The sequence below is a fragment of the Streptomyces sp. NBC_00984 genome (assembly GCF_045162475.1).
Classification (GTDB): Bacteria; Actinomycetota; Actinomycetes; order Streptomycetales; family Streptomycetaceae; genus Streptomyces.
This window is the reverse complement of sequence record NZ_CP108734.1, coordinates 460,980-480,912: the sequence shown is the minus strand read 5'-3', so window position 1 is coordinate 480,912 and position 19,933 is coordinate 460,980. Positions and strand designations below refer to the sequence as shown.

The 19,933-nt window shown below is 67.8% G+C and carries 13 protein-coding genes and 1 pseudogene; 8 read left to right on the top strand and 6 right to left on the bottom strand.

The genetic code is table 11. The features are described from left to right. Positions 1-5: 5 nt before the first annotated feature. From OG520_RS02270 to OG520_RS02245, 6 genes and pseudogenes are all read left to right on the top strand, one after another. Positions 6-4,052 (top strand): annotated as a pseudogene (locus OG520_RS02270) (type I polyketide synthase); the annotation flags it as partial. Positions 4,053-4,608: 556 nt separating this feature from the next. Continuing rightward, positions 4,609-5,838 carry a nucleotide disphospho-sugar-binding domain-containing protein gene (locus tag OG520_RS02265; protein WP_406011977.1) on the top strand — a complete coding sequence of 410 codons (1,230 nt, stop codon included), beginning with the start codon at positions 4,609-4,611 and terminating at the stop codon, positions 5,836-5,838. A gap of 150 nt (positions 5,839-5,988) precedes the next feature. Continuing rightward, positions 5,989-6,225 carry a DUF4277 domain-containing protein gene (locus OG520_RS02260; protein WP_406011976.1) on the top strand — a complete coding sequence of 79 codons (237 nt, stop codon included), beginning with the start codon at positions 5,989-5,991 and terminating at the stop codon, positions 6,223-6,225. Next, entirely contained in the window at positions 6,222-6,530 is a 309-nt protein-coding gene (locus OG520_RS02255; protein WP_406011975.1) for a hypothetical protein, read from the top strand. The genes OG520_RS02260 and OG520_RS02255 overlap by 4 nt, the downstream gene beginning before the upstream one ends. A gap of 111 nt (positions 6,531-6,641) precedes the next feature. Next, positions 6,642-7,019, top strand: coding sequence for a hypothetical protein (locus tag OG520_RS02250; RefSeq protein WP_406011974.1), 378 nt, complete (start codon positions 6,642-6,644; stop codon positions 7,017-7,019). Then, positions 7,016-7,210, top strand: coding sequence for a hypothetical protein (locus tag OG520_RS02245; RefSeq protein ID WP_406011973.1), 195 nt, complete (start codon positions 7,016-7,018; stop codon positions 7,208-7,210). The genes OG520_RS02250 and OG520_RS02245 overlap by 4 nt, the downstream gene beginning before the upstream one ends. Before the next feature lie 67 nt (positions 7,211-7,277). Here the strand turns inward: OG520_RS02245 and OG520_RS02240 are convergent, their stop codons facing one another. The 3 genes from OG520_RS02240 to OG520_RS02230 all read right to left on the bottom strand — a co-directional run bounded on the left by OG520_RS02240 (position 7,278) and on the right by OG520_RS02230 (position 14,748). Then, positions 7,278-10,223 (bottom strand): AAA family ATPase, encoded by a 2,946-nt coding sequence (locus OG520_RS02240; RefSeq protein WP_406011972.1) that lies wholly within the window; start codon positions 10,221-10,223, stop codon positions 7,278-7,280. 533 nt (positions 10,224-10,756) lie between these two features. Then, a complete protein-coding gene (locus OG520_RS02235; protein WP_406011971.1) occupies positions 10,757-14,122 on the bottom strand; it encodes a GH116 family glycosyl-hydrolase in 3,366 nt (1,121 codons plus the stop codon). 5 nt (positions 14,123-14,127) lie between these two features. After that, a complete protein-coding gene (locus OG520_RS02230; RefSeq protein ID WP_406011970.1) occupies positions 14,128-14,748 on the bottom strand; it encodes a hypothetical protein in 621 nt (206 codons plus the stop codon). A 303-nt stretch (positions 14,749-15,051) separates the two neighbouring features. Between OG520_RS02230 and OG520_RS02225 the strand changes: the two genes are divergently transcribed. Beyond that, positions 15,052-15,219, top strand: coding sequence for a hypothetical protein (locus OG520_RS02225; RefSeq protein ID WP_406011969.1), 168 nt, complete (start codon positions 15,052-15,054; stop codon positions 15,217-15,219). An 82-nt stretch (positions 15,220-15,301) separates the two neighbouring features. Further along, positions 15,302-16,012 (top strand): IS6 family transposase, encoded by a 711-nt coding sequence (locus OG520_RS02220; RefSeq protein ID WP_406016399.1) that lies wholly within the window; start codon positions 15,302-15,304, stop codon positions 16,010-16,012. 333 nt (positions 16,013-16,345) lie between these two features. On the opposite strand, the gene OG520_RS02215 is transcribed toward OG520_RS02220, so the two are convergent. The 3 genes from OG520_RS02215 to OG520_RS02205 all read right to left on the bottom strand — a co-directional run bounded on the left by OG520_RS02215 (position 16,346) and on the right by OG520_RS02205 (position 19,917). Continuing rightward, a complete protein-coding gene (locus OG520_RS02215; RefSeq protein ID WP_406011968.1) occupies positions 16,346-17,869 on the bottom strand; it encodes an aldehyde dehydrogenase family protein in 1,524 nt (507 codons plus the stop codon). 98 nt (positions 17,870-17,967) lie between these two features. Next, positions 17,968-19,218, bottom strand: a complete 1,251-nt coding sequence (locus OG520_RS02210; protein ID WP_406011967.1) for a GAF domain-containing protein — start codon at positions 19,216-19,218, stop codon at positions 17,968-17,970. A 105-nt stretch (positions 19,219-19,323) separates the two neighbouring features. Next, positions 19,324-19,917, bottom strand: coding sequence for an N-acetylmuramoyl-L-alanine amidase (locus tag OG520_RS02205; RefSeq protein WP_406011966.1), 594 nt, complete (start codon positions 19,915-19,917; stop codon positions 19,324-19,326). Between the last annotated feature and the right edge of the window lie 16 nt (positions 19,918-19,933).

The window sequence follows — 19,933 nt, the reverse complement described above, 5'->3', positions numbered from 1 at the left end:
ACGCCCTGCGGACATCCGTCAAGGAGACCGAGCGTCTGCGCGAGCAGAACCGCAAGCTGACCGGCATGGCGCAGGAGCCGCTCGCCATCGTGGGCATGTCCTGCCGCTACCCGGGCGGTGTCCGGTCGCCGGAGGATCTGTGGCGGCTGGTCTCCGAAGAGGCTGATGCCATATCCGGGTTTCCCGAGGACCGGGGCTGGGACCTCGATGCCCTGTACGACCCCGACCCGGAGCACGACGGCACCTCGTACTCCCGTCACGGCGGGTTCCTCTACGACGCCGCCGACTTCGACCCGGCCTTCTTCGGCGTGGCACCGCGTGAGGCGCGTGCCATCGACCCGCAGCAGCGGCTGCTGCTGGAGGCTTCCTGGGAGGCGCTGGAGAACGCGCGGCTGGATCCGGGCACTCTCCGCGGCAGCCGCACGGGTGTGTTCGCCGGTGTGATGTACCACGACTACATCAACAGCTACGGAAGCGGCAGCGTTGTCTCGGGCCGTGTCTCCTACACCCTCGGTCTTGAGGGGCCGGCGATGACGGTGGACACGGCGTGCTCGTCGTCGCTGGTGGCCCTGCACCTGGCTGGCCAGGCGCTGCGCAACGGCGAATGTTCACTCGCGCTGGCGGCAGGCGTAACGGTGATGTCGACACCTGGGACCTTCGTCGACTTCAGCCGGCAGCGCGGGCTTGCGGCCGATGGCCGTTGCAAGTCCTTCGCCGAGGCGGCCGACGGCACGGGGTTCTCCGAGGGCGTCGGCGTGCTCGTGGTGGAGCGACTCTCCGACGCGCGGCGCAACGGGCATCGGGTACTCGCGGTGGTGCGGGGCAGTGCGGTCAACCAGGACGGCGCCAGCAACGGTCTCACCGCGCCCAACGGCCCGGCCCAACAGCGGGTGATCCGGGCGGCGTTGGCGAATGCCAGGCTGTCGGCGGACCAGGTCGATGTGGTGGAGGCACACGGAACGGGCACGGTGCTGGGTGACCCGATCGAGGCGCAGGCACTGCTGGCCACCTACGGCAAGGGCCGGCCGGCCGAGAGCCCGCTGTGGCTGGGGTCGGTGAAGTCGAACCTGGGGCACACGCAGGCTGCGGCAGGTGTGGCCGGGATCATCAAGATGGTCATGGCGATGCGCCACGGCATACTGCCCAAGACCCTGCACGTGGACGAGCCGTCATCGAAGGTGGACTGGACGGCCGGCGGCGTGGAACTGCTGACGGAGTCCCGGCCGTGGGCAGCGGGCAGGCCCAAACGCGCGGCGGTGTCGTCGTTCGGGATCAGTGGTACGAACGCGCACGTGATCCTGGAACAGGCACCGGCACCGGCACCGGCCTCGGCCGAGACGGCCGGGCCGAAGCGCGGTGACACCACCGGGCCGGTGCTCTGGCCGGTGTCCGGCGCCAGCCCGGACGCCCTGCGCGCCCAGGCAGCCGGCCTGCTCAACCTCCTGGAACGCACCGACGCCCCCGCCCCGGCCGACATCGGCTACGCCCTGGCCGCCACCCGCGCACACCTGGAACACCGCGCCGTCATCACCGGCACCGACCCGGCAGAACTCAGCACCGGACTGCGCGCCCTGAGCCAGGACACCCCCGCCACCGAACTCGTCCGCGCAGTCGCCCGCACCAGCGGCAGGACCGCCTTCCTGTTCACCGGACAAGGTGCCCAACGCCCCGGTATGGGCCGTGAACTCGCCGCAGCCTTTCCGGTGTTCGCGGCAGCCCTGGACGAGGTGTGCGGACACCTGGACCCCCTGCTGGACCACCCCCTGAAGGATGTGCTCTTCGCTCAGGAGGGTTCGGACCTGGCGGTGCTGCTGGACCGGACGGAGTACGCCCAGCCCGCCCTGTTCGCCATCGAGACGGCCCTGTTCCGCCTGGTGGAGTCGCTGGGTGTACGCCCCGATCTGCTGGCCGGGCACTCCATCGGCGAGATCAGCGCGGCGCACGCCGCCGGCGTGTTCTCCCTCGCCGACGCCTGCACCCTGGTCGCCGCGCGCGGCCGCCTCATGCAGGCCCTGCCCGACGGCGGCACCATGGCCGCCCTCCAGGCCACCGAAGACGATGTCCGCACCCACCTCAACGGCGTCGGCAACGCGGCGATCGCGGCGGTGAACGGCCCTCGCGCAGTGGTGGTCTCCGGCACGGCGGCCTCCGTCGACAAGGTCGTGGAAGCGGTACGCGCCCAGGGCGGCAAGACCTCGTACCTGAAGGTCTCGCACGCTTTCCACTCCCCGCTGATGGACCCGATGCTGGACAAGTTCCGCACGGTGGTGTCGGGCCTCGCCTACAGCGAGCCCCGTACCCCGGTCGTCTCGAACGTCACCGGACGCACCGCCACGCCGGGTGAGCTCACCTCCCCCGACTACTGGGTGACCCACGTCCGCGAAGCCGTCCGCTTCAACGACGCCATACGCGCCGCAGTGGCACGTGGCGTAACGCGATTCGTGGAGCTGGGACCGGACGCGGTGCTGTCAGGGCTGGTACAGCCGTGCCTGGAGGCAGGCGAGGCCGAGCGGGTGACCGTGGTGCCCATGATGCGCAAGCGGCGTGACGAGGCCCGGGAGGTTCTGGCAGGACTGGGACTGCTGCACGCCGGCGGAGCCGCAGTGGACTGGCAGGCGCTGTACAAGGGCAGTGGCGCACGGGCAGTGGACCTGCCCACCTACGCCTTTCAGCATCGCCGCTACTGGATCGACTCGCCCGCGCTCTTTGGTGGAGCTGTCACCGACGGGCTTGATTCTGCGGCCGGCCAGGAGCCCTCCGACGGCCTGGCGGCGGTCCGGCTGCTCGCACGCCTGGCCGAACTCCCCGCACCTGAACAAGAGAAGCTGCTGATTGAAGTGGTGGTGGGACACATGGCTGCGGTCCTGGGCCATGACTCTGCCGGTGAGGTCGATCCGGAGCGCGGCTTCCTGGAGTCCGGAGTCGACTCGCTCTCCGCGACAGAACTGCGGATGAGTCTGCAACGCGCCACCGGGCTGGAAGTCCCGGCCGCAGCGGTGTTCGATCTCGGCAACCCGGCCCGGCTCGCCTCGTACTTGCGTACCGAACTGGGCTCCGCCCCGTCAGCGCAGGCATCCGCTGCCGCTGCCCCCCGTGTCGCCGTTGCCGCCGCTGGCCCGTCGCGCATGCCGGAGACCCTCAGCGAGCTGTTCCGGGCCGCGGTGAAGGAGGGAAAAATGGCAGAAGGCACCGCACTGCTGAACGCAGTGGCCGAGCTGCGTCCTTCCTTCCGGACTGCCTCCCAACTGCATACCGTGAGCCCGCCGGTGAGGCTGGCCCGCGGTCCCCGCGGTCCGTCGCTGATCTGCTTTCCATCGCCGATGGCGCTCGCCGGAGCCCAACAGTACGCGCGGCTCGCCGCGAACTTCAGGGGTGTGCGCGATGTGCATGTGGTGACGCCGCCCGGATTCGTGGACGGGGAGCAGCTGCCGGACTCGGTGGACGCAGTCGTCGACCACTTCGCCGAGAGCGTACGGCGGCTGGCTGGTGACGAACCGTTCGCACTGGTCGGCTACTCCTCCGGCGGCCAGCTCGCGCATGCCACGGCCAGCCGCCTGGAGAGCGAAGGGGTGATGCCTGCCGCGATCGTGCTGCTGGACACCTATCTCCCCACCGACGAGAGCGATGAGCGGGTTGCCGCTGACGGCTCGGCGAACGCGGACGACTCGTCCGACGGCCTCTGGGCACAGATGCTGGACGGGATGCTGGAGCGCGAGGATGCCTTCGGCATCTTCACCGCGGCCAGGCTCTCGGCCATGGGCCGGTACAGCTCACTCATCACCCAGTGCGGTCCGCAGTCAGTCGCGGCACCCGTCCTGTTCGTACGACCGACGGAATCATTCATGGGTCGAGCCGGGGAGTCCGGGGCGGCCGTGAGCGCCGATGGCGACGAGAGCTGGCGCTCCTCCTGGCCGGCCCCGCACACACTGCGTGAGATTCCGGGGAACCATTTTACCCTGCTGGAGAATTCGGCCCCCACCACGGCCGATTCCGTCGAGAAATGGCTTGGATCCCTCCCGGAAACCATCAGAATTGAACCTTCTGGAAACTGAACCTTCCGGAGATCTGACGTTCCCGCATCCGCTCGCGGGAACGGAATATTCCGCAAGCGGCCCCGGTGACGCCCACAGCGCACCGGGGCTTCGTGCTCCCCACCCGGTGCGAGTCAGCCAATCGTGGAATTGGGTGGCTTGAATTCAGCAATAATCACCCCTTAGGGGGTTGGTTAGGGGCTTTGTTGTGTCCAGTGAAATAGTTTACAGTGAATTTATCTCGATGTAAGCGTGCGCCCCCTCTCCTGGATCAAGATATTTCCCCGTGTTGTGAAAGATTCATGTGCGGACCGGTTATTTTCCCAGAAGTAAGGATATTTGTAGTGCGTTCGGATGGTTCCCGTGCAGACCGGACATTACTGATTCGGCCAGATGAAGTCGGTCGACTGTATTCGCATGGCGCCTCGTGCGTGGTACGCTCCGGCGCCTCACCACAGGACGCGATCTCAATTTGAGCGAGTTGTTAACAAATCAAGTTCCCGGTGGAAATCCACCCGGGCCTTGCGGGAGGCGACGAACCGCGCCTCGGGCACAGGGAGCGGGGGAGGTCGTATTCATGACCGAAGATCCCTCCCCGTCGCGCTACAGCATTGTCGTTCTCAGCGCTCCTGCCGAGACCCAGAGCCGGTCGATGCTGCCGATAGCCCAGGAACTGAACCGCAGGGATCACCGGATCACCTACGTCACCACTCAGGAGTTCGCCGAGCGTGCCGTCATCACCGGCGTCGACGTCCTGGTCCACGAGTCCTGCCCCACCTACGGACTGCAGACTGACCTCTGGGGATGCAGCGGGCCGGCGGACCCCGTGTGTGTCGAAGCCACGCTCGACTGGGCGGAGGCGATCTATGCCGACTTCGCCGACGACGTGCCTGACCTGGTGCTGTACGAGGCTTCGACCCGGATTACCGCTCGATTGCTGACCTTTCGCTGGAACCGGCCGGCGGTGCAGATCTACCCGTCCTTCGCCAACGGCGACGTTCTGGTTCGTGACGACGCCGCCGTATCCGATTCCGGTATCGACGAGTGCGTCAGTGGCCTTCCCGCGGACATCCGGGAGCGGCTGTTCCGCTTTCTCTCCCCGGCGGAGCAAGCAGGTTTGTCGCCAAGCGACTTCTGTACGAGACCCGAGCCCCTGTCGATTGCTCTGCTGCCCAGGGAGTTTCAGGCAGACGGGCACCTCTTCGACAGTCGCGTGGCGTTCGTCGGTCCCTGCATACCGGAACGCCGGATGAATGAGCGCTGGCAGCTGCCCGCGACCGGCCTGCCCGTGGTGTGCCTCGCACTCGACCCCGAACTCCTCGGTGCGGACGCGGATTTCCTCCCGAGCTGCGTGGATGCCCTCGCCGGACAGCCGCTGCACGTGGTGATCATGACGAACAGCAATTCGGAAGGTGTGCTTCAGGCAGCCGAGCAGTTGCCCAACGTCGAAGTGCATGAATGGGTTCCGCGTTCGGTGGTGCTGCGCTGCGCGTCGGCGTTCGTCTGCCACTCGGACCTGAACAGCGTCATGGAGTCTCTCTATTTTAATACGCCACTGGTCACAGTGCCCACGTGCGCCAGCGAACGTGCGGTGGCCGACCGGGTGGTGGAACTTGGACTCGGGGTGCAGATGCCGCCGGAGGCCGCCGGTCCGCAATCGCTCGTGGACGCGGTCGTCGTGCTCGTCGGCGACTTGGAGACGGGCCGCCAAGTACGTGCACTCCAACGCCAGGCACGCCGTGCGGGAGGCGCGCGGCGCGCGGCGGACGAGATCGAGCGTTACCTGGAATGGATCTACGAACCCTAGACCCGGACTTCGCGGGTCGTTGATTCGTATGGTCTGAACGATCGGGGTGTCCTCGGGCCGGGGTGTGGCGTTGGGTGGGGTGTGCCGAAGACTTCCCGGTCCCCGCGGCCACGGTCTCAGCGTCAGCGTTTTGAAGTAGCGGTGACGTCCGTGGTGGAGAAACGTCTGGGCGCTCTGCCTGTCGTTTCCGAGTTCACTCGTCGGCTGGATCTGGCCGGGATCACCGATGAGGTGTGCCCTGGTGGCGTCAGCGCGCTTGTGACGCACGGGCAGGTCATCGAGGCGCTGGTGGCCAACCGGCCGACCGGGCCTGCACCGTTGGTGCGGGCCGGGGACTGGGCTCGCACGTGGGCGGTGGAGCAAGTCTTCGGGATCGAGCCGGGATGATGGTCGCCGACTCCAAACCGGTGTCGTACTCCTACGTCGCCGCCCTGCTGAGGGCCGGGGTTCAGTTTATCGCTCCGTCCCCGGCCGCACAGGTCAAGGACGAGGTCTATGCCGCCCTCGACCTCACCCGGGCCACGACCGTGGACTGGGTACCGGGCAGTGACGCGGGCAAGGCAGCCGTGCGGCGTGAGAGCTACCGGGTGCTGGAGGACACCCATACCCTGAAGGGGGCGAGGAAGAGCGATCCCGAGCTCACCGTGCGGCGGATCCTGGTCCACTCCACCGCGAACGCCGCCGGCCAGTAGGCCCCTCGGGGCAAGCGCCTGACCAAGGCGGCTGAGGACCTCGGCAAGCTCGCCGGGGCGGCCGGCGGACGGCATTACAGGAGTGCCGAGAAGATCGTCGGGCGCCTCGGTGTGATCGCGGCGAAGCGCCGTTCCGCGTCCTGCCTGCGCTTTCACGTCAGCGAGGACGAGCACGGCGTCCCCGCTCTGGACCGGCACTTTGACGAGGATGTCCTCAATGCCGAGGCCGCGGGCGACGGCTGGTACGCGCTGCTGACCTCGCTGCCCGCCGAGGAAGCAGATCCGGGCCGGATCCCGGTCCACTGCAAGGGCCAGGGAGCGGTCGAGCGCCGCTACCACGACTTCAAGGGACCGCTCGCCATCGCCCCGGTCTTCGTGCAGCACAACCGTCGCGTAGCCGCTCTCATACAGGTCATCTGCCTGGCCCTGCTTGTGTTCTGCCTGATCGAGCGGCAGGTCAAACGGGTCTGGGCCCCGAGCAGACCATGACCGACCTCTACCCCGACAACCGTCGGGTGCGCCCGACCGGCCGCGTGATCCTCTACCACCCCGGCGAACTCACGCTCCGGATCGGCCATATCGCCAACCCGCCGGCCGTCCAGATCACCCGCGGCGTCCAACTCCACCTCCTCGACCTCCTCGACACCGACATCGGACAAACCCACTGGCCGCAGACCTGAAACGGTGACCCGCGAAGTCCGGACCCAGAGGCTGCAGGAGCACCGCTCCCTGCCCCCGAGAGGCCGCTCAGGCGGACTCGGCCTCTGTCGAAACGATATTGAGCCTCGCGGCCAGATCGCTTCTCCGGCTGACGTCCAGCTTGCGGTAGACCCTGGTGAGGTGTTGCTCGACGGTACTGATCGTGATGTAGAACTTCCGCCCGATCGCCCGGTTGGTCGCCCCCATCGCGGCCATCTCGGCGACGCGTCGCTCCGCGTCGGTCAGTGCTTCGACGCCGGTCGGCTTCTGCTCTGCGTGCCGTCCATCGTTGTGACGCCCGTCAGCGTGTCGCTCCGCCGCTACGGTCGGCGGGTGCGAGGGCCGCGCTACCGGCAGCGGCTGCTCCCACTCCGTCCGCACCTGGCACGACTTCATCATCCCGGCCGCCCTTTCCGCCATCCCCCTGGCCCGGTCCGGATCGCCCAACTGCCGGTACGTGTCGCTGAGATCGGCCAGTGCGCGGGCGAGTTCGAAGCGTCCGGTGTCCGGTTGCAGCAGCCGTACGGCCTGCTGGAGGAGTGCCGGCCGGTCCTCCAGATCGCTGGCCGCGGCCAGCAGCCGGAGCGATGCCCCCCGGGTGCGCGGCTGGTGCATTCCAGGACGGGTCAGCTGCTCCTCCATGAGCATTTTGGCCCGGCTCTTCTGTCCGAGGGCCAGCGCGGTTTCGGCGGCGCCGGTGCGCCAGGAGATCAAGGACGGCAGGTCGAGTCCCCAGGCCTGCATCAGACGACCACAGCTCTCAAAGTCGGCGAGCGCCGCCACGGGCCGGTTCGTCGAGAGGTGGAAGTGCCCGCGCGCGTTGAGGTAATGGAGTCCGTACCGGGCGTCGAAGAGGGTGTCCGGCACCGGCAGTCCGACGTACTTCACCGCCTTGTCGTACTGCCCCATCATGGTCGTGGCGAGGATCAGGGTCGCCAGCGGGCCGCCTATGGCGACGCCCCAGGCGGCGATGGGGAGTTGGGCGAGCGCGGCCTCGCCGTGCTGCACGGCGGTGGCCATGTCGCCCTGGCGGAAGGCCGCGTCAGCGCGTACCGCCGCGAACACTGCCTGCCAGGTTGGCGAGCCCTGGTCCGCCGCCTCCTTCAGTAGTTCTTCGCACCAGGAAGCGGCCTTTTCCGGGCGGTCGGCGCAGATCAGCGTGAGCAAAGCGGCGTGCAACGACTCAAGCGTGGCGACACCCAGGCCGACGCTGTGGAGGACCCCCTCTGCGCTGGTCACGGCCTCGTCATCCGCGCCCTGGGTGAGCAGACGGCACAGCACGGTGATCGCCTGGCGTCCGAAGGAGCGTACCGGACCCAGACCTGTCTCCGGTTCGGCCCCGGTCGGCGACCCGAAGGCGCCGTAGGAAGTGTAGGAAGCGGCGGAATCCGGGGAGTTGAACGCAGCGGAGGACACAGCAGAGCCGGGCGAACCGGGCGAGCCTGAGGGAACGGCCACCAGCGAAGGATGCGAGTACGTCATCCAGCCGTTGAAGGCGGCGAGCTCCTCCGACGGGGCGCGACGGGTCCCGGAGTCGCGTGCCTCCCAGAGGGTGAGGGTCTCGCGTGCCTCGCTGTACCGGCCGTGCCACAGGAGGTTGCGCACCAGCAGGCCCGTGTCCTGGCTGGTTAAGTGCCCGTCACGCAGGGCCTCTTTTAATCGCATCGCGTGGCGCATGGCCTTCACTGGGCACTTCTGCCAGTCGATGCGCATGCGGTCCGCGGTGAGCGCCGTCAGCTGCCGGCTGTCGGCGCAGTAGGCCAGGGCCAGTTCGAGGTATTCGCAGGCCATGCCGGTTCTGGCCGCGGCGAGTTCGGAATGCGCCGCGTCCCTCAGAACATTGATCATCCACTCTTCGGGAGCCTTGCCCGCCGCGACGAGCTGTTCTGCCACCACAACCGGTGGCACGCCTTCGTTCTGGAGGGCGGCCGCGACCCGCAGGTGCAATTCGTGCCGGCCTTCGGGCGCCACCTGTTCCAGGATGGCCGTATGCGCGGCGGGATGCCGGAAGTTCTCCGAGTTCAGCAGGCCGGTGGCGGTGAGTGAGGCGATCGCATGCTCCACCGTGGCCGTGTCCAGGCCGAGGATGTGGCCGATCGACACGGACGATATGATCTTGCCCACCGCGGCCACCGCCCGCGCGACTTCGAGGACCGCCGGCTCCGCCAGGTACAGGCAGCCCATCAGCGCATTGCGGAAAGCCTCCTGGGGGACGGCGGGTTCGCTCTCGTGGCTGCCGGCGTTGGGCCGGTGGACCGCCTCGTAGTCGTCCAGCAGTGCGGACAGGAACAGCGGGCTTCCGCCCGAGGCCTCCTGGTAGGCCTCGGTGAGCTCCAGCGCCTTGGTCTGGCCGAGTCTGGTTCCAATCATGGTGTGCGCACCGGAGCGGGATAGCATCTCCAGCCGTATCTTGCGGCAGTTCGGCTGCCGGAACAGCTCGGCGTGGAAGACCGGGTGGGGCGAACGGACCGTCGACTGTTCGGCGAGCAGCAGCAGCGTCCGCGAGGCCTTCATGCGGCGTTGCAGGAACAACAGCATCTGGAGGGAGGGCGCGTCGGCGTACTGCAGATCGTCGATGCTCACCACCACGGGTCCGCGCTCGCCCAGCTCCAGCAGCAACGACCGGAGGCCATGGGCCACTGCGATGCTCGGCTGGTTCATCAGGACGGGGTCGGTGCCCGTTCTACGGCTGGTGGCGAGCCCTTCCGGCAGCAGTTCGTTCACCCGGTCGCGGAGCTCAGGGGGGAGCGCCTCACTTCTGAAGAGCTGATCCATCACGCCCAGCGGCAGCTCGCATTCGGCGCGGGACGCTACGGCGTTCAACAAGATGGCGTTAGAGTTTTCCGCTTGTTTACAGAATGTTTGTAGCAATTGCGTTTTCCCGCTGCCGGTCGGCCCGCTGACCAGTGCGATGCTGCCCCGCCCCGCTCCCGCATTGGCGAGTAGGGCGTTCAGCGTGCTCAACTCGCCGTCTCTGTCGATGAGTTGAGTCATCTGCTGAGCTTCCATCCTGCCCCCTGTGCGCGATCACATCTCCCAGGGCTGCAAACATAGCAAGTGGATTCGAACGAATGGAGTTCATCTTGATCAAATAAAAACGGAAAAGTGAATTTCGCTGGTAAGCGGCGTGCTCGGCGTCGTCTGCTGTTCGTCCGCCGGTGCGGGGAAGTGGCTGAAAATGTAGGTACGAGGCCGACGTGGGATTCGCTGCGGCCCCGGGCCCCGGGCGGTCTCTTCCGGGGACGGGGTGCGGGTATCGGGCCGCAGCCACCGTGTGACACGCCGCAGATGGTTCACTTTTCGGACGCGGTGCCGTCAGCACCGCCCGGACTCGTACAGGGAGCTGGTCGAGTTCCTTCTCCTCGCGCGCCTTGCGGCGGCCCCCAGCCGTTCGCTTCGCTGGCTCGACGAGGTGCTGGCGGTATCCGCCGTCGCCCCAGACCTTGCGGAAGCTGAGGGTAGGGCGCGACCGGGACGAGACAGTCGAGTGGGTGCCCAGCCGGATCAGGCGGGCACCCACTCCTGGCTCAGTACGTGAGCCGCACTGTCAGCTTGTCTCCCTTCCGCACCTTGATCGGCGCCGGGAACTCGACGGTCGCCGTGGTGCCGGAGACGCGGACTTCGGCGCCGTCCACGTGGACCGTGCCCGCCCCCTTGGGGATTTCGAGCCTCAGTGTGTGCACGGTCAGCGAGCCGTGGTGGACGCGCAGGGTGTCGGTCTGACCTGCCCCCTTCGCGCGCTTCTGCGTGAAGGTTCCCCAGGCCTCACCCGTGCTGAAGAAGGACCGGTGGTCGGATGGCTTCCAGGTGGGCGCGAAGGTGATCGTGTCGTGCGGCCCGTTGTAGGAGAAGCCCTGCATTGCGGTGAGTAGCGACCATGAAGAGAGGGTGCGGGCGTAGTACTTGCCGCACTCGTCGTCGCCGAAGGGGCTGCCCGTGCCGTCGCCGGTGGAGCAGGTGCTCATCGAGACGTACGGGCCCTTGCGGGCGCGCCCGTCGTAGCGGTCGGAGATCGCCTTGACGACCTTCAGGCCCGCCTCTGTCTGCCCGCGCTGTAGCATGAGTCCGGCCGCCGAGTACTCGAAGCCTGACATCAACTCGTCGTAGTAGAGAGGGGTGTTGGAGGGCTGGTCGTTGTGCGGCCAGGTGATCATCTGCAGGCCGCCGTCGGTTTCGAGGGCGTACTGCCTGAACTGGTGGCTGTAGTTGTAGCCGGAGTACGGGGCGTCGCCCAGCAGATTGTCCCGGTAGTTGTTATTGAACAGTTCACCGGCCGCCTTGTCCATGTGGGCGCTGTCGTAGATGTCGCCGAGGCCGAGCTGCGTGGACCACCACTGGCCGAGCAGCATGTCGATCTCGGAGCCGTTGCCGTACGAGGCGCCGGTGTCGGAGTTGATCTCGGTGTAGTAGTCGCCGTTGAAATAGGCATTCTCGCCCGCTATGCGCCCCTTCTCGTAGAGGGAGCCGTACAGTTCGGCCGTGGCGGTGTCGCCCTCGGCCTCGGCCATCTTTTGCGCGGCGTGCACCGATGCGAGGTACATCGAGCCGAGCCAGGAGCCGTTGCCGGTTTCGCCGCCGTCGAGGGTGGTGTTGAAGGTTCCGGTCAGGACGCCGTCGTGGTCGGCGTCGCCGTGCGCGACGACGTAGTCCATCGCCTTCTTCACCTTTGGCCAACTGGCGTCCAGCCAGGCCTTGTTCGTGGTCTGGTACGTGCGATACGCGGACAGGATCACGCCTGTCTGGCCGTCCATGGTGAAGGTGCTGTCGCCGTTGAAGCGCATCGGGATCTTGCCGGTGCTGTCGGCGTTGTCGAGCCACTGCTGCGTCCAGCGCTGCCCGACCTCCGGCCACAGCCAGGCCTGTGTCTGGGCGTAGTGGAAGACGTGCGTGGGCATGCCGGGGCAGCATCCCCAGCCTTCGCGGCCTCCGAAGAAGCCGTTCTTCGCCCACCACACGGACGGCGAGTGGAGGACGGCAGTGGCCGCCGAGACGCGGTCGATGAGGTAGCGCGGCAGGTTCGAGTCGTAGAGGGCGTCGTGGTAGGCGGTGGTTTCGCCGAGCAGACGGTCGTAGTTCTTCGTCACGTACGCCGCTACGTCGTCGGCGGAGTTCCACCAGTTCTCGTACTGACGGCCGTCACCGCCGTTGTAGTTCTTGGCGCTTGGGAAGTGCCAGCTGAGGGTGACGGGGACGGTCCTCTTCTCGCCCGGTTTCAGAGTGACAGGGACGGCGAGTGCGCCGTCGACGGTCGTGTGGTCGGCGGGGCTCGCGGCGTCCTGCGAACCTCTGAGTCTACCGTCGTCCGATACGTCATCCGCGAGCGAACTCAGTGAATTCCAAGCGGCGGTGGCGGACACGTCCTTGCCGAACGCGGTGAGGTTCATGGTGCCCGAGCCGTCCTTGCCGGACATGCTGAGCGAGGTGGTGCCGTCGCCGGCGATGACGCGGGTGCGGTTGGCGCCGTAGCCGTCGACGACACGGTTGTCTTCTCCGCCGATGGACTTGTACCCGTCGTAGCCGACGGCGTTCTGCTGCGAGGCGATCAGTGAGACTCTGACCGTCTTGTCGGTCGGGTTCTTCAGGGTGAAGCGGTAGATCGCGGTCGGGATCGCCGAGTTTTTGGTGTCGCCGGGCGTCATCGGGTTGACGACGTCCTCCGACACCTGCACCGGCAACTCGTCGTCCTTGAAGTCGTAGCCGAGCTCAGGGTATTCGCCTTGCTGGGTGAGTGACTTCATAGCGGGGAAGGCCGAGTCGCCGACTGGTGTGGTCTGCAGGCTCCGTACGACGGGCTTGGCGCCCTCGGCCTCAGCACGTACGCCGAAAAAACTGTTGGGGACCTTACCCTGCGTATACGTGTCGTCGGTGTTGTGCCAGCCGTTGGAGTTCAGCTGCCCGAGGTTGTTGAAGATCCACCAGGTGGGGCGGGCACCGGTGCCGTCGTGGACGATTCCGGCGGAGCCGAGCGGACCGACCGCGAACCGGGTATCGGTGAGGTGGTCGCCGCTGTAGGTGGCCTTCTCACCAGGTGCGTACAGGTTTGCGTACGGGCGGGCGAGGGTGGTGACCGGCTCGGACTCGGCCCCAGTCCGGTCAAGAGCCGCTATTCGGTAGAAGTTGGTGTGGGAGGCGTCGGTTGAAGCGTCTTTGTACGTAACTTGGCTGGCAGTCGCAATCCTTGCGTACGGGCCGTCTTGCGCAGCGGCCCGATAGACCGCGTAGCCGCTGACGTCCGGATCGGGCGCCGCCTTCCAGCTCAGCGAGACCGCCCCACCTGCCGCGTTGCGCGTGGCACGGGGCACGGTGGGGGCGGGCGGTACATTGGCGCGCACGTCGTCGACCGTGATGTGGCCCCAGCCGCCTGTGGACTTGTCTACGACCTTCAGGACGACGTCCTTGCCGACGAGCGACGAGCCGTCGAGGGTGCGGTAGGCCATGACCTCGGCGTTGTTGCCGCTCGTCCGGGCGACCTCGGCACCGCAGCCGTCCGGGGCTGAGACGTCGTATGCGCACAGCGCCACGTATGTGTTCGCGCCCGAGCCGCCGCCGACGAGCATCGAGACTGTGGGGCGAGTGAGCGTGAACTTGGCGGAGACGACCGTGCCGGTGTAGCCGTCATTCGGCTTCTGCGCAGGCGTCTCCAGAGTTGACAGGAACCACTTGCCCTCCTTGAGGTAGGGCCGGTCTGCGTTGTGCAACTGGGCTCTGTCCGTGATGAGTTGGCCGAAGGAGCCACTCGTGACCTGCCAACCGGAGGGCAGGGAGCCGCCCTCGAAGCCTTCCGTGAAGGCGGGCGACTCGCTGGCCCCGGCGGGGGCGGAGCCAGCGGCGAGCCCCGTTACCAGTAGTCCGGACAGAGCGGTCAGTGCAGCGGTGAGAGTACGACTGCGCAAGGCCATCAGCGGCCCATCCGCTTGCGCAGGTCGGCCTCGCGGTCTGCGTCCCAGTACTTGGCGTCCAGCTCGAAGAAGACCGAGGTGTACGGGAGGGTGAGGTCGGTTTTGAGGACGATGACGCTGAACTCCTTGCCCGCGTCGTCGAGTTTGCCGATCAAGTCTTCGTGCAGCAGCCTCTCGGTGCTCTGTCCCGCCAGCGCCGTGTCGAGGTCCTTGCGGTACCGGCCGATGCCGGGCGCAGAGTTCTCCGGTACGTAGTTCAGCTCCTTGTCGAGCTGTACGTGCGCTTTGACATGCGGTTGCTTGCCGAGCAGGTCGACGACGTCCTTGACGACGTCGACCTGGTGCGCGCCAGTGACGATCGTCTTCACGCCGGGGCTGGTCTGCTGAGGGTACGCGGAGTCGGCGACGACGATCCAGTTTCGGTGACCGAGGGAGGGCAGGGCGGCCTTCAGTTTGTGCTGCCAATCGGTGGAACCGGCGACATGTCCGGGTTTGCTGTCGCGGGCATGGCCGGCGTGGGCCTGGGTCGTGCCCTGAGGGGCGAAGGCGAGCGCGCCGACGGCGAGTACCGCCAGCACGGCGGCTGGGGCGATGACAGCGGGGCGGAGTGTGTTGCGCACGTGCGGGTACCTCCGATGAATTGATGAGGCATGGGTATTCCTGTGGGCATCTCCGCAGCTCGGGCGGGAGATACATCGGATCAATTCACCGATGGAACCTAGGAGTTGAGCGTGGCCGGGTCCATGGACTTCCGTGCGCGGGCGCTTGGACTTTCTGGCCGGCCCTCGTTCCGGCGCCTCGGCCGCCGGGCTGCAGCAGCGACGGTCTGCCGTGCCGATGTCCAGGCTGGGTTCCGTCACCGGTGCGGGTGATGCCTGTACCGGCGGCGAACCAGCGTCGGGCGATCCGGGGATGAGGGCGCCATGTCGGTTCCGGCCCACGCCTCGACTGCACCGGCCACCGCGGCTGTGCCGGGGACGGTGTTCTGCACCCGGACTTCGGTCAACTGCTTAGCGGTGGGGGCGAAGAACTGGTTCTCGCTGATGCCCCGGGTCTGGGAGTTGATCAGGCCGTACTGGTACAACGGGTAGCTCTCCCGGCGCTGTCACGTTGGCTGACAGGGTGGGAGGATCCTCGGGCTGATCACGGTGGAGGGGGTCGTCCGTGGAGGGCATGTCGCCGTCGTACAAGGGGCACCGGTATCCGGTCGAGGTGATCTCGCACTGCGTGTGGCTGTACTTCCGGTTCCCGCTCAGTTTCCGTGAGGTCGCGGAGCTGATGCTGGAACGCGGCGTGATCGTCTCGTACGAGACGGTCCGCCGCTGGTGCCTGAAGTTCGGTCAGCAGTACGCCAACGGACTGCGCAGCCGGCGGCCCCGGCCCGGCGACAAGTGGCATCTGGACGAGGTCTTCATCAAGATCAACGGTGAGCAGAAGTACCTGTGGCGGGCTGTCGACCAGGACGGCAACGTGCTGGACATCCTGGTGCAGAGCCGCCGGGACACGGCTGCGGCCAGGCGCTTCTTCCGTACGCTGCTGACCAAGACGGGCGGGGTGCCGCGGGTGATCGTCACGGACAGGCTCCGCTCCTACGGCGCGGCCCACCGCGAGGTCATGCCCTCCGTCGAGCACCGTTCCCACAAGGGCCTGAACAACCGGGCCGAGAACGGTCATCAGCCCACCCGGCAACGCGAACGGGCGATGAAAGGCTTCCGCAGCGTGGGCGCCGCGCAGCGTTTCCTGTCCGCGTTCAGTGGCATCTCACCCCACTTCCGGCCCCGCCGCCACCTCATGGCCGCACCCGACTACCGCGCCGAAATGACCGTCCGCTTCACCATCTGGGAGCAGATCACCGGCGTCGCCGGCCGGCCTGCCGCCGCCTGAGCCCAGGGCCGGCACCCGGCCCCACCACACCTCGACACACCGTCAGACACCCGCACGCCCAACAACGTGACAACGCCCCTCGACGGCCTTAGAGAGCAGGCGAACCGCCTCATCGAGCAGTCCATGAACGAGTGGCAGCGCGTCAGCCAAGGTGACGCACCCGAGGGTTGAACCGGGGGTTTGGTCCGTGACTGGTCCGGAAGCACTGGTCGGGAGGGGTACAGCAGTGGGAGAAAATGGGAGTTGGCGCGCAAGCCGGGCTCGGTCGAGAGCGGGCTGAGTGAAAGGCGCCTGACGGGTGAAAGTCCAGGTCAGGCGCCTTTTCTCGTGCGCCTAGAAGAAGCCCAGCTTCTTCGGCGAGTACGACACCAGAAGATTCTTCGTCTGCTGGTAGTGCTCCAGCATCATCTTGTGGTTCTCGCGGCCGATCCCGGACTGCTTGTACCCACCGAAGGCCGCGTGCGCCGGGTACGCGTGGTAGCAGTTCGTCCAGACCCGGCCTGCCTGGATGGCGCGGCCCGCCCGGTACGCGGTGTTGATGTCGCGCGTCCATACGCCGGCCCCGAGGCCGTACAGCGTGTCGTTCGCGGTCCTGATCGCGTCGTCGAAGTCGGAGAAGGACGTGACCGCCACGACCGGGCCGAAGATCTCCTCCTGGAAGACCCGCATCCGGTTGTCGCCCTCGAAGATGGTGGGCTGGACGTAGTAACCGCCCGCCAGCTCTCCGTCGTACTCGATCCGCTGACCGCCCGTGAGGACCTTCGCGCCCTCCTGCTGACCGACGTCCAGGTACGAAAGGATCTTCTGCAACTGGTCGTTGGAGGCCTGCGCGCCGATCATCGTGTCCGTGTCCAGCGGGTGCCCGGGGACGATCCGCTCGGTGCGGGCGATTCCGGCTTCCAGGAATTCGCCGTACAGCCCGCGCTGGATCAGTGCGCGCGACGGACAGGTGCAGACCTCGCCCTGGTTGAGGGCGAACATGGTGAAGCCTTCGAGGGCCTTGTCGCGGAAGTCGTCGTCCGCGTTCCACACGTCGTCGAAGAAGATGTTGGGCGACTTGCCGCCGAGTTCCAGGGTCACCGGCTTGATGTTCTCGGAGGCGTACTGCATGATCAGCCGCCCCGTCGTCGTCTCACCGGTGAAGGCGATCTTCGCGACGCGCGGGCTGGAGGCGAGGGGCTTGCCGGCCTCCGCCCCGAAGCCGTTCACGATGTTGACGACGCCCGGCGGCAGCAGATCGGCGACCAGCTTCAGCCACACGTGGATGGAGGCCGGGGTCTGTTCGGCCGGCTTGAGGACCACCGCGTTGCCCGCCGCGAGCGCCGGGGCCAGTTTCCACGTCGCCATCAGGATCGGGAAGTTCCACGGGATGATCTGCGCGACCACGCCGAGCGGTTCATGGAAGTGGTACGCGACCGTGTCGTCGTCGATCTCGCTGAGCGAGCCCTCCTGGGCGCGCAACGCACCGGCGAAGTAACGGAAGTGGTCGATGGCCAGCGGAATGTCGGCAGCCAGGGTCTCCCGCACCGGCTTGCCGTTGTCCCAGCTCTCGGCGACCGCCAGCTCCTCCAGATGGGCCTCCATCCGGTCGGCGATCCGGTTGAGGACCCCCGCGCGCTCGCCTGCCGCCGTGGCTCCCCAGGCGGGCGCCGCGGCATGGGCCGCGTCCAGGGCGAGTTCGACGTCCTCGGCCGTGCCGCGGGCGATCTCGGTGAAGGGGCGGCCGTTGACGGGGCTGGGGTTCTCGAAGTACCGACCGCGGGTGGGCGGGACGTACGCGCCGCCGATCCAGTGGTCGTAGCGGGACTCGTACGAGACGATGGCGCCCTCGGCTCCCGGCGCGGCGTAACGGGTCATCTCTTTGGCCTCCCGGATCCGGTGCCGCCCACCATTGGACGGCCCTCGCCGCGAGGGTAGGCAGCGGTACGTTGCAACCCCGTTGCACGGGGGAGCGGCTACCGCTGCTCGACGTCCAGCGCCCGTGCCCTGGCGAGCAGTGCCGGGCGCTGCCCGGCGGGAACGGCCGCGGCGAGTGCCTGCCAGACCGGCAGGTCGTCCTCGCCCCAGGGGCTGTACGCCCAGTCGGCCAGCAGCCCCGGGTCACCGCGCGCGATGAGTGCCGCCCGCAGCTGCTCCTCGAGCCGGCGCCGAAGACGGATGACTGACGGCGCCTGCGAGGCCGGCAGCAGCGGCCCCGAGTAGGCGCCCAGCGCCGCAGCCACCGCGCCTGAGGCCAGCCTCCGCGCCACCGTGTCGAAATCCGCGTCGACCGGAGCGGAGAGACGGTAGGGGCGGGAGAGGAGGAGTTCCGGGCCGAGCAGCCGTCGCAGCCTGGAGAGTTCGGCCCGCAGGGTCACCGGGGTCACCGACTCGCCCTCGTACAGCTCGACGAGGAGTTCGTCGCCGCCCAGACCCTTGGGGTGGCGGGCCAGCGTCGCCAGGATCTCGCTGTGCCGCCTGCTGAGCCGGATCCTGCGGCCTCCCGCCACGAGCAGCGCCTCGTCCCGGCCGAGTGCGCTGAGCCGCACGGTCCCAACGGCCGGTGCGGGCGCGAGCAGTGCGAGCTGCGTCTCGGCGGCGCGCGCCACCGCCTGCACGAACGCGAGACTGTGCGGATGCGCGAGCCGGTCCCCGCCGGTGATGTCCACCGCGCCCAGGACCCGTCCCGTGTGCGGGTCGTGCAGCGGCGCCGCCGCGCAGGTCCACTGCTGGACCGGCCGCAGGAAGTGCTCGGCGGCGAAGACCTGCACCGGACGGTCCACGGCGATGGCCGTCCCCGGCGCGTTCGTCCCGGCTACCGACTCGGCCCAGCGGGCGCCCTCCACGAAGTTCATCCGGCCGGCGGCTCGTCGGGTCACCGCGGGTCCTTCGACCCAGAGCAGTCTGCCGTGCGCGTCGCACACCGCGAGCAGATGCTCCCCGTCCGTCGCGTAGGCGCCCATCAGCTCACGGATCATCGGCATGGCGGGGGCCAGGGGATGCCCGTCCCGGTACGGTCCGAGATCGTCCGGACCCAGCTCGACCAGGGCCGCACCGTCCGGGCTGACCCTGGCCCGCGCCGAGCGCCGCCACGACTCACCGACGACCGGCCGGACCGGCCGCTCCAGCCGTCCCGCCGTGGTGAACACCTCGTGTGCGTGCCGGAGTTGGCCGATCCGCTCGCCGGGGTCCGCATCGGCCGCCAGCGCCACCCAGGGATCCTTCAACTCACCCTCCCGTCCAGGGGCGTCATGACCACCCATCGTCGTCGCAGCCGGCCGCTGCGACAACCGCGGCGCACAGGGCGGATCGGCCCGGGTGGCGAAGGGGTGTCAGCCCGCCGAGTACAGATTGACGAGGCGGATGTATCGCACCCAGTCCCACTGCGGGCCGGGATCGGTGTGGTCGGTCCCGGGCACCTGGGCGTGGGCGAGGATGTGCGCGCGGTCCTTGGGGATTTCGTAGCGGTCGCACACCGAAGCGGTCAGCAGCGCCGACTTCTCGTACATGGCGTCGGTGAAGTACGAGGGCTGGTCCACCCAGCCCTCGTGCTCGATGCCGATGCTGCGCGTGTTGTAGTCCCAATTGCCCGCGTGCCAGGCGATGTTCTTCTCCCGGACGCACTGGGCGACGTAGCCGTCCGCCGAGCGCACCACATAGTGCGCGGAGACCTGCTTCGCCGGATTCTGGAAGATCCCGATCGTGTTCGGATACGTCTCCTGGGTGACATGGATGATCACGTACTGGACCGGATAGGCCGAGGGGCGGCTCGACGCCGTGTAGTTGGAGGCGGACGCGGGCGTCCAGTGGGCGAGCGGATAGTCCGTGTCGCCCGCGGTCGTGGCGGCCATGGCGCGGGTGGAGGCCGGGATCAGGGCGGCGGCCGCCGTGGCGGCGGCGCCCTGGAGAAGCCTTCTGCGGTGCATGAACACTCCTGTGGGG

Excerpts from the sequence above, each read along its gene's own strand:
- OG520_RS02265 (WP_406011977.1), top strand. The coding sequence starts at position 4,609 with ATGACCGAAGATCCCTCCCCGTCGCGCTACAGCATTGTCGTTCTCAGC.
- OG520_RS02215 (WP_406011968.1), bottom strand. The coding sequence starts at position 17,869 with ATGACCCGTTACGCCGCGCCGGGAGCCGAGGGCGCCATCGTCTCGTAC.
- OG520_RS02225 (WP_406011969.1), top strand. The coding sequence starts at position 15,052 with ATGTCGGTTCCGGCCCACGCCTCGACTGCACCGGCCACCGCGGCTGTG.
- OG520_RS02205 (WP_406011966.1), bottom strand. The coding sequence starts at position 19,917 with ATGCACCGCAGAAGGCTTCTCCAGGGCGCCGCCGCCACGGCGGCCGCC.
- OG520_RS02245 (WP_406011973.1), top strand. The coding sequence starts at position 7,016 with ATGACCGACCTCTACCCCGACAACCGTCGGGTGCGCCCGACCGGCCGC.
- OG520_RS02220 (WP_406016399.1), top strand. The coding sequence starts at position 15,302 with ATGTCGCCGTCGTACAAGGGGCACCGGTATCCGGTCGAGGTGATCTCG.
- OG520_RS02255 (WP_406011975.1), top strand. The coding sequence starts at position 6,222 with ATGATGGTCGCCGACTCCAAACCGGTGTCGTACTCCTACGTCGCCGCC.
- OG520_RS02240 (WP_406011972.1), bottom strand. The coding sequence starts at position 10,223 with ATGACTCAACTCATCGACAGAGACGGCGAGTTGAGCACGCTGAACGCC.